Source organism: Pseudomonas sp. B21-053 (assembly GCF_026016365.1).
In the GTDB taxonomy this organism is placed as follows: domain Bacteria; phylum Pseudomonadota; class Gammaproteobacteria; order Pseudomonadales; family Pseudomonadaceae; genus Aquipseudomonas; species Aquipseudomonas nunensis.
On the sequence record NZ_CP087205.1, the window covers coordinates 2,497,872 to 2,513,026 of the forward strand.

Consider the following 15,155-nt stretch of genomic DNA (forward strand, 5'->3'; position numbering starts at 1 on the left):
AGAACGGTCTTGTTGAACGCCATCATTAAAATCCCTCTGAGGTAGCCAGCCTGTTTGTGTAATACGGAAGTGCCTGCTGGAACTTGCGAAAGTTGGTCGTGACAGCGCTGATATATCCCCAATGGTCGATGTAGTTACTGGGAAAAGGCAGGGCGCCTTCGAGCCTGTCCCGCTCTCGCGCTGTCACGTAGTTGGGCCAGTCCTTCGATCTCGGGCGCCGGTGATGAAAGTCGTGACACGGCGTATCGCCGACCATGACGAACAGGCGGATAAACAAGTGGAACCCCAGCATTTTGATCAGCCATACGCCGATATGAGCGAAGCGTCGAACAACGCCAGCCCCTTCAGGTATGCGCAGTTCTTCACCGATAAACACCCCGGTCGTACTTTCGCAAATGAAGTCGATACCGCGTCGCTCCAGCACCTCGATGCTGGGCCAGGTGTGCTCGGCCGCCAGGCGGAAGGTGGTGCTGATGTGATAGCCGATGAACACCGGTACGACCCACGTCATCACAAAGAGATCAAAGTGCCCAACGGCTGCCGCCAGCAACGAGAGGGTCGCCCAGAAGATCAGCGTCCATCGCGCCACGGGCCTGTTTGGTGCGCGAGCCGTCGCCTTTAATCGTCCCCAGGCAGAACGCAGCATGGCCTGTGGCGACAACGCGGCGCTCACCAGTTTGGTCCACAGGGTTGCGATGCTGTCGGACGGTGTTAAGCCCACCACGTTCCGCAGGTAGGACAGTGTGTCGTCATCGTCGGTCAGCAGGGTTCTGGAGCTGTGATGCAGGGCGTGTTCCTGTTTGTAGATATCGAACGGCTTGAGCATCAGTACGCCAGAGATAAGCCGGCCCACTCGAACATTCAACTCACGCTGTTCAAACACCATGTCGTGGGCGCAGTTGTGGCAGATCATGACTTGCATCTGCTTGATGCCACCGGTTGCGATGACAAAGCCCGACAACCAGAGGGCAAGGCTGGCGTGCAAGTAACCGATTGCAGCAAACACCACGCCGAACGCTATTAATCCCACTGACACAAGAATATGGTGAACCGGCTTCAACTGGCGGACCTGATTGAGATCTTCAGGCAGGGGCTTGGCCGTGAGCCAGCTCAAAAACGGTTGCATGAACCCCGGAAGTGCGCGCATCGAGTTACGTATCATCCCTGTTTCCCCTGGTTTGGCTCGATGCGAAAAAATTAACGTGACCTCCTCTTATTTCGAATAGAAATAGGTGGTGATCGATACTCCATTTTTGGGAATGACATGAACTGGGACGATCTGAAGGTTTTTATCTTTGTCGCCAAATCGAACAACGTGACCGAGGCCGGCAACTTGCTGAAAGTTTCGGCCTCGACCGTGGCGCGACGAATCGCCGGGCTGGAGGAATCGCTCAGTACTGTGTTGTTCCTGAAGAAGACCAATGGCTATTTCCTGACCGAAGCCGGGAGGACGCTATTGCCGCTGGCGCTAGAGTCGGAGGAACGCTTCAAACTGATCGAAAGGCAGATGTCGCAGCCAGGCGAGGGGATGGCGGGGCAGGTGCGTATCGATTGCCCGGAGCTGATGGGCACGCACTTGATCATTCCGGCGCTGGCCGAGTTTCGCGAGCAGTACCCGGGGATCGGCTTTGACTTCATGAATTCGGCGGTGTCGTCAAAACTGACGCAGAGCCAGAGCGACATCATTATCCGGTTGCACCGGCCCGATAACGGCAATTTCACCATGCGCCGGGTCGGCACCCTGGTGCAGAGCCTGTTCTGCTCCGAAGGCTATGCCAACGTCTATGGCCTGCCAACGGACGTCGCCGAGTTGAAGCACCACTATCTGATCGGCTGGACCGAAGAAATGTCCTATATGCCGCTCGCCCGGTGGTTGAAAGAAATAAGCGCTGACCAGAAGCTCTGGATGCGTGTGTCCAACCTCAATGCCCAGCTCAAGGCCGTCGAATCCAATCTTGGCATCGCCGCGCTGCCAGCCTATGTCGGGCACCGATTGGGTTTGCGTCAGGTGCTGCCCGACGGGCCTTCGCGCCATTCTGATATTTGGCTGTTGCGCAATCAGGCGACCCAGGGCTTGGGCCGGGTTGATCGGGTGGTGGACTATTTGACGGGCCTGTTCCACAGCCGAACCACCGAAATACCCTGACGGCCATTGTGCCGGACGCTCAGGGCACGAGGATCAGTGAGCCCCGGGTTTGTCGGTCCTGAACCATGCGATGCGCATGTGCTGCCTCGGCGAGCGGCATGCGCGTCACCTGCGGCGGCAGGATTGCGCCGGCAGCCAACGCCAGTAGCACCCGATCTGCAGCGGCAGCGAGTTCGTTGTCCTGGCCAATGTAGTGTTTCAAGGACGGTCGGGTCACATGCAACGAGCCCAGGTAGCCGAGTCGCGACAGATTGAAACCGGTCACGTCGCCTGACGTATTGCCAAACAGCACCAGATGGCCGCGTGGGCGCAAGCTTGCCAGTGACAGTTCCACGGTCGCGGCCCCGACGGAGTCGAAAACGATGTGAGCGCCCTGGCCCTCGGTCATTTCACGAATAAACACCGGCGTCCTCGGGGCTTGGGCATCGAAGGCGGCGCTGCAACCGGCCTCCAGCACCTGGCGCCTTTTCGCTACAGTCGAAGCCAGACCAATGACGCGCACGCCGCGTGCGATCAGCCAGCCCGTAGCGATGCTGCCGACCCCGCCTGCCGCCGCGTGCCAGACCACCCAGTCATCCGGTTTGAGCGGTACGCAGCGATGGGTCAGGTATTCGGCAGCCAGCCCCTTGAACATCAATGACGCGGCGAGTTCGCTCGGCACATCTTCGGGCAGGCGGATCGTCCTTGCTGCCGGCAGCACCGCATGGCTGGCATAGCTTCCGGTCGAGCTGTCGACGAACGCTACCCGGTCACCCAGTGCAAAACCATGCACTTGTGGTCCACATTCGACAACCCGGCCCGCGCCTTCCATGCCAAGGCCCCGGGGGAAGGGCGAGCCGTCCTCCAGCACGCCGGAGCGACGGTGCAGGTCGATGAAGTTCACGCCCGCCGCTTCGATGGCGACGGTGATCTCCCCAGGGCCGGGGGCGCGCAATTCATATTCGCGCAGTTCGAGGACGTCCGGGGTTCCGGGGGCGGCGAACACAATTCCGTGTGCGTGGGTCATTGGAGCTCCTTACAGCGGGCCGGTACGCAGGAAAATCCAGATCGCTACGACGATCAGCATCAGTCCGAAGACCGTGTTCTGAAATGCCAACAGCCTGGGCCGTGCCCGGATCAGTTTCTGCACCGTCGAGCCCATCGATACCCAGATGACGTGGGAGAAAAAATTCAACGAAATCAGCGCGGCGCTGAGGATCAGCACGACGCTGCTGCTGGTGTCAGCGGAGGGCAAAAACGTGGTGAACATCACCAGCAACATCACGATGCCTTGCACATTGCCCAGTTGCACCACGATGCCGTCGCGAAATTGCAGGTGCAGGGCCTTGTCGTCGGGGGCTTTCAAGGGACGGCGCAGCAGCCGTATACCGAGCCACAAAATGTAGAAACTGCCGACCACTTGCAGCCACCAAACCAGCGCCGGATGGCTCATCAGCGTGTGATAAAGCCCCAACCCCACCAGTACCGCGAGCAGAAAGTAGGTGATATCGAGCCCGACGATAAACCGCACCGAGCGGCGCACACCGCTCTGTGCGCCAGAGGTCGCCACCATCAGGTTGCCGGGGCCAGCGCTCAGGGTCATCGGTGCCATGGTGGACAGCCAAAGCAGCCAGTTGATAGTGAAAATGTCATGCACGTTCTCTTCCTTAATCGTGGCGCGGATCAGACGTCAGCCAGTCTAATTCGCAGCCGCTCTTAAGGTTATGGCCAAGAACGCAAAGCGATTTTTCAAAATTGAGGGAAGGGTGGAGAAGCGTCTTTTGCGATTTGCCTGATGATTTCGCAGAAACGAAAAAGCCCGCACAGGGCGGGCTTTGGAAATTGAGTAGGTGGCCGGTGCTGGTCTCCGGCTTACGAGATTTATCAGGCCTCTCACAGCAAAGCGTTGTGCTTCACTGCCTCACACGGCATAAGGGCTGGATCTCAGCGCGGAGATCTTTCTAACCGTGTACCCTTCGGAGCGCGCCCCACGCTTCCTCGCTATCCTCTTGCGCATCAGTCTGCGTCTTCACCTACCACTTCAGAATAGCCAAAAACTCCCAGGCCAGGGCCAGTCTTTTTAGATCGATTGTGCCCAAGCAAAAGCGCCGCAGGACGGAAAAACGCTATCGGCGGTTGCGATCCCCCAAGTGGCTCAGCTAGTATACGAATCATATACACTTCGTATCGGATGGATCTGTGGGAATCGTTAAAATTTCAGAAGACATGCACGAGAATCTGCGCGTCGCCAGCAATGCGCTGAGTCGCTCGATCAACGCTCAGGCTGAGCACTGGATGCGCATCGGCATGCTCGCGGAGTTGCATCCCGACCTGGATCACAGTGACATTTGCCGTTTGTTGATTCGCGCCGAACAGGCTGGTGGCCTCGATTTGCAACAGGTGTGCGCACTGGCCGATGAATCGCAAGCCAGCGCAGGAGCCGTGCAATGAACCGCGCCGTGAGAACCAGCGTCGTGATCAACAGTCCGGCACAAATCGCCCAGTCCGGCGTGGCGGGTCAGATGGCGGCCGAGGTGCTGGCAATGATCGGGGCCTACGTTAAAGCCGGGGTTACGCTGGATGAGCTCGATCGCCGTTGCAACGACTACATCGTCAACGTGCAGAAAGCCATTCCCGGCAATGTCGGCTATCACGGGTTTCCGAAAACCGTGTGCATTTCGGTCAACGAAGTGGTGTGTCACGGCATTCCTTCAGCCCAGGTGCTGAAGGACGGCGACATCGTCAACATCGATATTGCCGTGGTCAAGGACGGTTGGTTCGGCGACACCAGTCGCATGTACTTCGTCGGTGAACCGAGCCCCGAAGCACGACGTCTGGTGCAGACCACCTATGAAGCGATGTGCGCCGGTATCCGCGTCGTACGCCCCGGCGCGACACTGGGCGACATCGGTCACGCGATCCAGAGCGTGGCCGAGCGCGACGGTTTCAGTGTGGTGCGCGAGTACTGCGGGCATGGCATCGGCAAGGTCTATCACGATGAGCCGCAGGTGTTGCATTACGGCTATCCGGGCCAGGGCCTGAAGCTGAAGACCGGGATGATTTTCACCATCGAGCCGATGCTGAATGCCGGCAAACGCCACGTCAAAACCCTGGCCGATGGCTGGACCGTGGTGACCAAGGATCTTTCGTGGTCAGCGCAGTGGGAGCACATGGTGGCGGTCACGGATGATGGCTTCGAAGTGCTGACCTCCTGGCCGGATCAGGTCGAAGGCTATCCGGCGCCTTAAACACTTTCGGATACCCAACTGATCCCCTTGTGGGAGCGGGCTTGCTCGCGAAGGGGCCGTGTCAGTCGACATCATCGTCAACTGACACACCGTCTTCGCGAGCAAGCCCGCTCCCACAAGGAGGTTTCAGTCAATCTTGAATATTTACGCTGTACAGCAAACCCGGTTCCGTCCCGCGCCTTTGGCCTGGTACAACTGCTGATCGGCGCGTCTGATCAGCGCCGAGGCATTGCTATCCGATAGCCCAGCCAGGCCAACGCCGATGCTCACGGTCACCTGGCCGACCGAGGAAAAGTGCGCCTCGGCAATCGCCACGCGAATCTTCTCGGCGACGACCTCGGGGCTTTCCGGCTCCTCGATTTCGGGCAACAGCACGGCAAACTCTTCGCCGCCGTAGCGTGCGACGAAGTCGGTGGCGCGGGTGTTGCGCTGAATCAGCTTCGCCAATTGTTCCAGCACTTCATCGCCGATCGCATGGCCGTGGGTATCGTTGATGCGCTTGAAGTAGTCGACGTCGATGAACAGCAGCGCGAACGTGCGTCCCGTGCGCTGAAACAACAGGCTGCACTCGGCCAGCTTCTCATCGAAACGCCGGCGGTTGAACACCCCGGTCAGCGCGTCATGGGTCGCCAGTTTCAACAAGTCGGCATTGGCCTGAGTGAGGGCGACCGTGCGTTGCGCGACCGTGGCTTCCAGCGAGGTATTGGCCTCCTGCAATTCGCGCTCCTTGCCGAGTAACGACTGGGTCATGCCCTGGATGGACTGCACCAGTTGGGCGATTTCCCGTACCGAATGCTGCAGCGGGAAGGCCACGTCCGGTTGATGGTCCTGCACTTGTTTGGCCGCTCGCGCCAGTTGCTCGATCGGACGGCTGAGGTGCAGGGCCAGGTAATACGCCACCAGACCGAAAATGATCGCTGCGATGAACCCCAGCGCCAGCAATTTGTAGAACAGCACTCGCGCCGGATGCAAGGCGATATCCAGTGGCTGGCGAACCGCGATGTACCACGTCAGGCCTGCGCTCGACGGTGTCGGCACGGCGACCGCGCTGGTCAGGTAGCCATTGCCCACCGACCAGCCTGGCGCGGTGTCAGGGTTTTTCAATGTCCCTGGCAAATTCGGCAGTTGTTCCCCGGCGAGTTGTTCCGGGTACAGCACTTTGCCGTCGTGATCGACGATCAACGCTTCGACTTCCGGCGCCGTGCCTTTTTGCAACACGGCGGCATCGACAATCTTCGTCACCCAGCTCCAATGCGCGTGGGCACCCAGCACGCCGACCACCTGGCCCTGGGCATTGCGGATCGGCGCGGCAAAATCGATGAACCGCAACGGTTCGCCGCTGGCGCTTCCCGGCAATAGCTTGGCGAGCAACACTGCCTCGTGCGGATCGCCGGTGTAGTCACCGCGCAGTCCGGCCTGAAACCACGGGCGTTGCTTCACTGATTGATTGACCAGCAACCCGTTCACCGCTTGCCGCACGCGCCCATCCGCATCGGCCACACCCATCCAGGCGTATTCGGCGCGGGACTGAGTGCGCAATTGCATCGAAGTCAAAATGTCCGGGTCGTCGAGGTTGCCACGCTTCAACAGCGGCGCCCGGCTGAGCAGCGACACTTCGAGCTGACGTTCACGCAATTGCGCACCCAACAACTCGGCGGCGGATTTGGCGGTGCTCAGCAACGCATTGCCGCTCGCCTGCTTCATCTGCCCGGTGGCGATGTGGCCGACGTAGAAGCCCACACTCAATAAGGTGAGCAGCGACAGGCCGGCAAACCAGAGGGTCAGGTGGCTACGCAGGCTTGCTTTGAACATGGACATGTCTGCCTTTTTTGGAATGGCGGCATGGTATGCGTAATGGCGGGTCTACGGCCAGTGCTGCGCAGACGTCTGGCTTTTCAGCCGGCGAATGTCATAGGGTTGAGCATTCAACGGGTGATGACTGGAAGGCGATTGAATGGAACGGTGTGAAGTAGCGGTTCTCGGTTTGGGCGCGATGGGCGCCGCCACGGCGTACCAACTGGCGAAATCCGGGGTCAAGGTGATTGGCGTCGATCGTTATCATCCTCCGCACACTCAGGGCTCAAGTCATGGCGATACGCGCATCACCCGACTCTCGGTCGGCGAAGGTGCCGCCTATCTGCCTATCGTTCGCAACTCGCACAGAATCTGGCGTGAGCTCGAAGCGCTGTCGGGCGAGTCGCTGTTCGAGCAGTGCGGCGTGCTGGTCATGACCTCCAGCCCCGACTATGACGCGCAGGACGCCACGGACTTCACTCATCGCACCCTGCAACTCGCCCACAGCAACGGCATCGAACATGAGCGGCTGTCGGCTGCGCAGATCCGCCAGCGCTTCCCGCAGTTTTCACCGGTGCTGGACAGCGCCATCGGCTACTTCGAACCGCAGGGCGGTTACGTCCGTCCGGAGCGCTGCATTGCCGTGCAACTCAAGCTCGCCGAAACGCTGGGCGCGACCCTGTTCAAGGGTGAAACCGTCACGCAAATAACCTCGGACGAGCAGGGCGTCACCGTTACTACCGACCAGCGAACGATCCTGGCCGACAAGGTCGTGATCAGCGCCGGCATGTGGTCCCGGGAATTGTTGGGCCAGCCCTTCGACCGCTTGCTGCGGGTGTGTCGGCAGAAGCTGTTCTGGTTCGAGCTGGAAGAACACGCCCGGTTTGCCCCGGTTTCGCCGACGTTCATCCTGCATCACGGGCCGGGTGATGAGGACCTGCACTATGGTTTTCCACCGTTGCCTGGCGAAGGCAGCCTGAAAGTCGCCACCGAGCAATACAGCGAAGCGTCTTCGCCAGACACGCTCGACCGGACCGTCAGCGAGGCCGAAGCACGCGAGATGTTCGAGACCCAGGTGCGTGGCAAGATCGCGGGCGTCACTTCACGCGTCGCCAAGTCGTCGGTATGTGCCTACACCGTTACGCCGGATGGCGATTTCATCATCGACGAGCATCCGCATCTGAAAAACACGCTGGTGGTGTCCGCCTGTTCCGGGCACGGCTTCAAGCATTCCGCCGCGTTGGGTGAAGCACTCGCGCAGTGGTGCGTGCGGGGCAGCAGTGAGCTGGATTTGTCGGCGTTTTCGTTGAAGCGGTTTGACGGGCAGGCTTGAAGCGTCTGCCGGTGCAAAAACCACAGGCAAAAAAAATGCTGCCGGTTAAGGCAGCAATAAAAAAAAGCACGCGTTGTATGGCCTGAGTATTGACGGCGTCAGGTTACAGAATGATGACGATCAGTAGACTTGCGGCACGATGAGTTCCGGCGGCGTCGGGCTGCGGGAATAATCCTCTTGTCGCTCGCGCTGGGGCAGTTCGATGGTCGGATGTTCCACCTCTTCATAAGGCATTTGCCCGAGCAGGTGGTTGATGCAGTTGAGGCGGGCCTTTTTCTTGTCGTCGGCTTGCACCACCCACCATGGTGCCTCGGCGATGTGGGTGCGCTCGAGCATGATTTCCTTGGCCTTGGTATAGGCTTCCCAACGCCGACGGGACTCCAGGTCCATGGGGCTGAGTTTCCATTGCTTGAGCGGGTCATGGATGCGACTGAGAAAGCGCAGGTGCTGTTCCTGGTCGGAAATCGAGAACCAGTATTTGATCAACTGAATGCCGGAACGGGCGAGCATCCGCTCGAACTCCGGCACGGTACGGAAGAACTCTTCGTACTGATCGGCGTTGCAAAAGCCCATGACTTGCTCGACCCCGGCGCGGTTGTACCAGCTGCGGTCGAACAGCACGATTTCACCTGCTGCCGGCAGGTGTGAAACGTAGCGCTGGAAATACCATTGGGTACGTTCGCGGTCATTCGGCGCGGGCAGGGCGGCGACCCGGCAAACCCGTGGGTTGAGTCGCTGGGTAATGCGCTTGATCACGCCACCCTTGCCGGCGGCATCGCGTCCTTCAAACAGAATCACCACTTTGGCGCCGGTCTTGACCACCCAGCTTTGCAGCTTCACCAGCTCGCCTTGCAGGCGGAACAGTTCGCTGAAATAACGTCGTCTCTCTTCCTTCTCGCTGCCGTCGTTGACGTGCCCGTCGAACATCGCATCGAGATCGTGGCCGTCCTCCAGCAGTTCCAGCTCCAACTCTTCGTCGTTATGGTCGAGCAGCTCGCGATGGATCCGCTGCATCAGGGTGTGGTCATTTACAAGCATGGTGGGAGGCTCCCGTGGAAGGTGGCACTGACGATGGTATTCCGGGAGATATGACGAAGTGGTGACGAAAAGGCTGTAGGACATCAGATAGGGCGGTGTCATCTTCGTGTCACCTAAGCCATGGCAAGATCTTCGCAAACCGTCTTGAAGGCCCCGATTGCGGGCGAATGAATCTGCCAGGAATCCCTACCATGAAAGGAGACGCCTCTCTGTTTGCGGCCATTGACCTGGGGTCCAATGCCTTTCGCATGATGATTGGCCAATCGGTCCGGCGGAATCAGCAGTTCGTCATTCAGGAAGTGAAAACCCTGCGCGAGCCGGTGCGTCTGGCCGAAGGCTTACAGGGCGGTGCGCTGGATGAGTTGGCGCTGGACCGGGGCTGGCAGGCGCTCGCGCGATTTGGCAAGAAGTTGCGCGGCTTTGAGTCGTGCCGGGTGCGGGCAGTGGCCACCAGCGCGGTGCGCGAAGCCGAAAATGCGCAACTGTTCTTGGCCAGTGCCGAGCGACATTTAGGGTTTCGGATTGACGTCATCTCCGGCCAGGAAGAGGCGCACCTGGTATACGCCGGGGTTGCCCACACGCTGCCGGGCGCGGAGAGTCAGCGTCTGGTGGTGGACATTGGCGGCGGCTCGACCGAGTTGATCCTGGGGCGCGGGACTCAGCCACTGATGACCGAAAGCATTGCCATCGGCAGTGGCACCTTCGGCTCACGGTACTTTCATGGCGGTCGCATCACCGCCCAGGCGCTGCTGGAGGCCGAGCGCGTAGCCTCGTTGCAGTTTGAAAAAGTCGCCCGGCGTTATCGCGCGCTGGGCTGGCAGGAGACCATCGGCTCCTCAGGCACCGCGCGGATGCTGGCCAAGGTGCTCAAGGCCAACGGCCTGAACGACGATGGCCAGAGCGGCATCACTTATGGCGGGCTGTTGCGCCTGTCATTGCGCCTGCTCGAAGTCGGGCACGTCAAACAACTCAAACTGGCCGGGTTGCAGACCCATCGGCTGAGCATTCTGCCCGGCGGCCTGGTGGTCATGCTGGCGGCGTTCAAGGTGTTTGGCATCTCGCACATGACTCCGTCCGAGCCGGGGTTACGCTTTGGTGTGATGCATGGGTTGATGAGTCAGCATTGATCGCCGGCAGTACCCATCGCTGGCGCTGTTTCGTAGTCCGTCCGGGTCTTGCCCTGGCGGTCACGGAAGGTGAAGTGGCTGAGAAAAAGGCATAGGCCAAGGCCCAGCATATCGGCGACAAAATTGGCGTAGGCAGCGCTGAACGGAATGCCGTTTTCTCGCGGGTCCACATACATCTCGTTGTACGCCGAGAGGAACAGCACAATGATCAAGCCACCCCATGGACTCCACGGGATTCCATCCTTCAGCACGTGAAGGTTTTCTCGCAACGAGCGCTTGAAAAAACGCGACGGGACGGTCACGTAGCCCAACGACATTGCCGCGCAGAAGCCATACAGGAAGTGGCAGAAGTTGTAGCTCCAGACAATGATGTTGAACACATTGAGCTGGACCAGCAAGAACGTGCCGAAGATCGCCACGCACAGCAGAAACGGGGTGTGGGTCGAGCGTTGGGTGAACAGCATTGAAGCTCCTTGAGGGGGGAATTGATCCGTTGGGTAATGCTACCGGAGTCAGGCTCCGTTTATCGCGGCTAAATAGAGCTGGCGGTACGCGTCGACCAGTTGATCCTGCGTGAATGCCAGGTTTCGTCCGCTCGGATTCGGCAGGATCCACACCGCTGCACCTGCAAATGTCCTTGGCTGAAGCCCCCACGCAATTGTTCGTTGGCCGGATAACGCGCAATACGCCGCTTTGCCGAGAAACGCGACGAAGCGCGGCGCATAACGAGTGATCTTTTGTTCGAAGGCCGCAGCCGCTGCGGCGAATTCATGTTGCGACAGTTGATCCGCCCGCGCCGTGGGTCGGTCAACCACGGCGGTTAATCCACACTGGTATTGCAAGATCGTCCGGTCGTGTTCAGGACGCACTTCCTGCGGCGTGAAGCCAGCGAGATGCAACGTGCGCCAGAAACGATTGCCCCGGCCGGCAAAATGATGTCCCTGCGCTGCAGCCAGCATTCCCGGGTTGATCCCGCAGAAAACCACTGCCAGTTGCTCGGCCAGAATGTCTTCGAGTCCCACCTTAAAAGCCCCTTATCCGCAGATGACGCTGACCGCATTGCGTGCCAGTTCCGTCAGTTCATCCCGGGATTTGCCTGCTCGTGCACGAATCGAAATGCTGTGCAGCAAGGAGGACGCGAGAACGGCGAGGGCTGCCGGGTCTGCGCCTTCTTTCAATTCGCCCGCGCTGACGGCGGTTTGCAGACGGACTTCGAGATCGGCATCCAGCCGGCTCAGTCGATCGGAAAGCACGTCGCGGATTTCCTGATCCTCCACGGCTTCGGTGGTCGCCGTACCAATCGCAAAGCAGCCACGCGGTTGGCCTTCACCCGAGAAGTAGATCGACAACTGCCCCTCGTAAAAACGCATCAGCGCCTCGCTCAAGGTCAGCGTGCTGTCCGTCAGCGCCTCGTGCATGGCCGCTGCGGCGAACTCCCAATATTGCTCAAGCGCCTTGATGTACAGCGCGTGCTTGTCACCGAACGCGGCATACAGGCTGGGGCGATTCATCCCGGCGGCGGTGGCGATGCTGTCCAGCGAGGCGCCGGAATAGCCGGTGTTCCAGAACACACCAAGCGCTTGCTGCAAGGCTGTTTGCGGGTCATACGCGCGAGGGCGACCACGTCCTTTTCCTTCGCTGATCTTTTTTTGTGCCATGTCGTATAAAACTCTTGATGGAAGGTGGGTGCGTCTATATTCTTACATCATCGCACAAAATTAAGGAACCAAAAATTCCTTGGCTTCAGGTTTGTTGTAGCGGAGCTCGAACTGGGTGTTGCGGCGACGAAACAAGTGCGGTGGAGCGATCCTCCAGACCGCACACGGAATGGCTGTTTTTTAAGGGTGCTATCCCCAATTCCCCGGTTATAGGTGCATTCGATCATGACTAAACAGTTCGATATCTCAGCAGCACAGGCCATCGAGCATCCAGGCCCGGACCTGCCCATCAAGAAGCCGCTCAGAGAGAAACTGCGGCCGTTTCTGATGATTGGTTTTCCGGTGCTTTTCGCAGCCGTCGGGTATGCGCATTACGTGGCTGGCGAACCCTTCGTCAGCACCGACAACGCCTACGCCCGGGTGGCCAAGGCCTCGATCAATGCGCGGATTTCCGGGCAAGTCGTCGAGATCGCGGTCGAGGACAACCAGCCGGTTCACAAGGGCCAGGTGCTGTTTCGCATCGACCCGAAACCGTTGCAGATCGCGGTTGATCGAGCGCAAGCACAATTGAGCGTCGCCAGGCTGCGCATCGATGGCCTCAAGGCCAGTTACCGCCAGCAACAGGCCGAATTGCAATCGGCCAAAGAATCGGCCGGTTTCGACCAAAAGGAATTTGCCCGCAAGAAAGCACTGGTGGCGACCGAGTTCGTCTCCCGGGCTATTTATGAACGCGCAGACACCGACCTCAAGGTTTCCCGCCAGCGGATCGCGTCGATCGAACAACAGATCGCCAGCACCGTGGTTGCCTTGAACGGCGACCCCGACATCGATGCCGACAACCACCCGACGGTGCATGAGGCCAAGGCCCAGCTCGACGAGGCGCAGCTCTACCTGTCGTATGCGACGGTGTATGCGCCGGACGATGGCATCGTCGCCAAGGTTGATGATTTGCAAGTAGGCAACTATGTCAACAACGGCGCGCCAGCCTTTGCGCTGCTGTCTGATCGTGAAGTCTGGATCGAAGCCAACTTCCGTGAAACCGACGTCACTCACATGCGTCCGGGCCAGGAAGCGACGATCAGCATCGACACCTACCCTGATCACGTTTTCAAGGCTCACGTCACCAGCATGAGCCCGGGTGCCGGCGCGGATTTTGCTCTGTTACCGCCGGAAAACGCCACTGGCAACTGGGTCAAGGTGGTCCAGCGGGTGCCGGTTCGTCTTGAACTCGATGAGGCCAATCCGGCGCTGCCGTTGTTCTCGGGCACCAGCGCCACGGTCAAGGTCGATACCGGTTTTCGCTCGCCGTGGTGGCGTCCGTTCAAAACGCTGTTGACCGCAGGAGCCTTCTGATGAACGCCAATCTTGCCGGGCCTCAAGGTGCGGGGGCATTAAGGTTCGCCGCACTGCTCGCAACCTACATGCAGTCGGCGAACCTGCCATTACCCAATGCTGTACTGCGCTTGATTCAGGGCAGCCTGTCGATGACCGATGATCAGGCGGGCTGGATCTTCACTTCGTACCTCGCGGCGAGCGCGATCACGTTGCCGATCGCGCAGTGGCTCGCCGGGCGTTATGGCTTGAAGCGGGTTTACCAAATCGCGCTGGCGTGTTTCGTACTTGGCCTGCTGCTGGTGACGCAGGCGACAACCTCGCTGGAATTCATCGGCGCGCGGATTGTTCAAGGACTGGCGAGTGGTGTGTTGGCGCCGTTGTCGATGGTAATTGCCATGGAGACGTTGCCACTGCCCAAGCGCGCTAAATTTGGCGCGACGTGGACGGCCATCGTGCTCATTGGCATCGTCAGCGGCCCGAGCATCGGCGGCTGGATCGGCGAGCATTTCGGCTGGCGGCCGATCTTCTACATCAGCCTGCCGGTGTCGGCGTTTGTCTTTCTGGCGATGGCGTTGTTGCTCACCGAGAAAAAGGCCGAGAAGCGCCCGACGTTCGACTTTTTCGGCTTTGGCACTTTCACGCTGGGGTTGATCAGCCTGCAGATGTTGCTTGATCGCGGGGAGCGCCTGGACTGGTTCGCCTCGACCGAAATCTGGCTGGAAGCGCTGGGAGCTGCGCTGGGCTTCTACTTGTTCCTTGTGCATGTGTTCACCGCCAAGGTGCATTTTCTCAACAAGCGTTTGTTCGACGACCGCAACTTCGTGCTGTCGACCGTGATCTTTTTCGCCGTCGGTTTCGTGCTGTTGTCGACCATGGCCCTGACCTCGCCAATGCTCGACGAGATTCTCGGCTACCCGCCTGACACCACCGGTTCGCTGACGATCCCGCGTGGTATCGGCCTGGTTGGCGCGTTTCTGTTGATGGGCCGGGTTCCCGAGCGTTTCGACCGTCGGCTGTTTGTCGCGGCGGGTGTGGCCCTGGTGATTTATGCCAACTGGATGATGCTCGGCTATTCGCCATTGATGGACTGGACGCCAGTGGCGGTTGCCGGCGCGGTTCAGGGGATCGGTATAGGCATCTTGATGCCGGCGCTGACCAAGGTTGCATTCAGCACCCTCGACCCGACGCTGCGCCCGGAAGGCACGGGGCTGTTCAACCTATCACGGGTCTACGGCAGCACGTTGGGCGTGGCGATTGTGCAGCTGTTTTTCTTCAACAACACCCAGGCGATGCACCTGGCGCTGGTCAGCAACATAACGCCGTATCGCGCCGAGATGCCGTCCCTGCAAGCGCTGGCGGGACTCAATGAAATGATCACCGGGCAGGCGGCTTTTATCGCGGTGGTCGACCAATTCAAGATTTTGATGGTCGCGATGCTGGTGGTGAGCCCACTGGTTGTCTTTCTTCGTAAACCCGTTCCGACCAACTAATTTGTCG

Annotated in this window: 15 protein-coding genes; 7 read left to right on the plus strand and 8 right to left on the minus strand. The window is 59.5% G+C overall.

Translation table 11 applies throughout. The annotated features are described in order from the left end of the window. Positions 1-25 precede the first annotated feature (25 nt). Complete coding sequence (locus LOY68_RS11555; protein ID WP_265044710.1) at positions 26-1,162, minus strand: fatty acid desaturase; 1,137 nt, start codon at positions 1,160-1,162, stop codon at positions 26-28. A gap of 102 nt (positions 1,163-1,264) precedes the next feature. Between LOY68_RS11555 and LOY68_RS11560 the strand changes: the two genes are divergently transcribed. Next, complete coding sequence (locus LOY68_RS11560) at positions 1,265-2,146, plus strand: LysR family transcriptional regulator (RefSeq protein WP_265044711.1); 882 nt, start codon at positions 1,265-1,267, stop codon at positions 2,144-2,146. Positions 2,147-2,165: 19 nt separating this feature from the next. On the opposite strand, the gene LOY68_RS11565 is transcribed toward LOY68_RS11560, so the two are convergent. Both LOY68_RS11565 and LOY68_RS11570 read right to left on the minus strand, forming a co-directional pair. Beyond that, entirely contained in the window at positions 2,166-3,152 is a 987-nt protein-coding gene (locus LOY68_RS11565) for a quinone oxidoreductase family protein (RefSeq protein WP_265044713.1), read from the minus strand. 9 nt (positions 3,153-3,161) lie between these two features. Further along, complete coding sequence (locus LOY68_RS11570) at positions 3,162-3,737, minus strand: LysE family translocator (protein ID WP_413787190.1); 576 nt, start codon at positions 3,735-3,737, stop codon at positions 3,162-3,164. A 587-nt stretch (positions 3,738-4,324) separates the two neighbouring features. Between LOY68_RS11570 and LOY68_RS11575 the strand changes: the two genes are divergently transcribed. Then, positions 4,325-4,576 (plus strand): ParD-like family protein, encoded by a 252-nt coding sequence (locus tag LOY68_RS11575; protein ID WP_054048853.1) that lies wholly within the window; start codon positions 4,325-4,327, stop codon positions 4,574-4,576. Beyond that, a complete protein-coding gene (gene map / locus LOY68_RS11580) occupies positions 4,573-5,373 on the plus strand; it encodes a type I methionyl aminopeptidase (RefSeq protein WP_413787176.1) in 801 nt (266 codons plus the stop codon). The genes LOY68_RS11575 and map overlap by 4 nt, the downstream gene beginning before the upstream one ends. Positions 5,374-5,517: 144 nt before the next feature. Here the strand turns inward: map and LOY68_RS11585 are convergent, their stop codons facing one another. Further along, on the minus strand, positions 5,518-7,185 hold the full coding sequence (locus LOY68_RS11585; protein WP_265045768.1) for a diguanylate cyclase: 1,668 nt from the start codon (positions 7,183-7,185) through the stop codon (positions 5,518-5,520). A 142-nt stretch (positions 7,186-7,327) separates the two neighbouring features. Here LOY68_RS11585 and solA point away from each other — a divergent pair, with 142 nt between their 5' ends. Next, positions 7,328-8,500: an N-methyl-L-tryptophan oxidase gene (gene solA, locus LOY68_RS11590; RefSeq protein WP_265044717.1), complete on the plus strand. Its 1,173-nt coding sequence runs from the start codon at positions 7,328-7,330 to the stop codon at positions 8,498-8,500. Positions 8,501-8,620: 120 nt separating this feature from the next. Here the strand turns inward: solA and ppk2 are convergent, their stop codons facing one another. Further along, positions 8,621-9,514, minus strand: a complete 894-nt coding sequence (gene ppk2, locus LOY68_RS11595; protein WP_177331458.1) for a polyphosphate kinase 2 — start codon at positions 9,512-9,514, stop codon at positions 8,621-8,623. 215 nt (positions 9,515-9,729) lie between these two features. Between ppk2 and LOY68_RS11600 the strand changes: the two genes are divergently transcribed. Then, positions 9,730-10,665 carry a Ppx/GppA family phosphatase gene (locus LOY68_RS11600; protein WP_054048845.1) on the plus strand — a complete coding sequence of 312 codons (936 nt, stop codon included), beginning with the start codon at positions 9,730-9,732 and terminating at the stop codon, positions 10,663-10,665. Here LOY68_RS11600 and LOY68_RS11605 read toward each other — a convergent pair. From LOY68_RS11605 to LOY68_RS11615, 3 genes are read right to left on the minus strand one after another with little or no spacing between them, the layout of a single operon-like run. Then, the gene (locus tag LOY68_RS11605) at positions 10,656-11,129 is read right to left on the minus strand and encodes a hypothetical protein (protein WP_265044719.1); all 474 of its coding nucleotides are present in this window, start codon (positions 11,127-11,129) and stop codon (positions 10,656-10,658) included. The two genes, LOY68_RS11600 and LOY68_RS11605, sit on opposite strands and share 10 nt — an antisense overlap. Before the next feature lie 48 nt (positions 11,130-11,177). Continuing rightward, on the minus strand, positions 11,178-11,687 hold the full coding sequence (gene mug / locus LOY68_RS11610; protein WP_265044721.1) for a G/U mismatch-specific DNA glycosylase: 510 nt from the start codon (positions 11,685-11,687) through the stop codon (positions 11,178-11,180). A 12-nt stretch (positions 11,688-11,699) separates the two neighbouring features. Beyond that, complete coding sequence (locus LOY68_RS11615) at positions 11,700-12,323, minus strand: TetR/AcrR family transcriptional regulator (RefSeq protein WP_054048839.1); 624 nt, start codon at positions 12,321-12,323, stop codon at positions 11,700-11,702. Between the two features lie 225 nt (positions 12,324-12,548). Between LOY68_RS11615 and LOY68_RS11620 the strand changes: the two genes are divergently transcribed. Together LOY68_RS11620 and LOY68_RS11625 are read left to right on the plus strand one after the other, a co-directional pair. Then, the gene (locus LOY68_RS11620; RefSeq protein ID WP_265044723.1) at positions 12,549-13,676 is read left to right on the plus strand and encodes an HlyD family secretion protein; all 1,128 of its coding nucleotides are present in this window, start codon (positions 12,549-12,551) and stop codon (positions 13,674-13,676) included. After that, positions 13,676-15,148 carry a DHA2 family efflux MFS transporter permease subunit gene (locus tag LOY68_RS11625; protein WP_265044725.1) on the plus strand — a complete coding sequence of 491 codons (1,473 nt, stop codon included), beginning with the start codon at positions 13,676-13,678 and terminating at the stop codon, positions 15,146-15,148. Before LOY68_RS11620 ends, LOY68_RS11625 begins: the two co-directional genes overlap by 1 nt. Positions 15,149-15,155 lie beyond the last annotated feature (7 nt).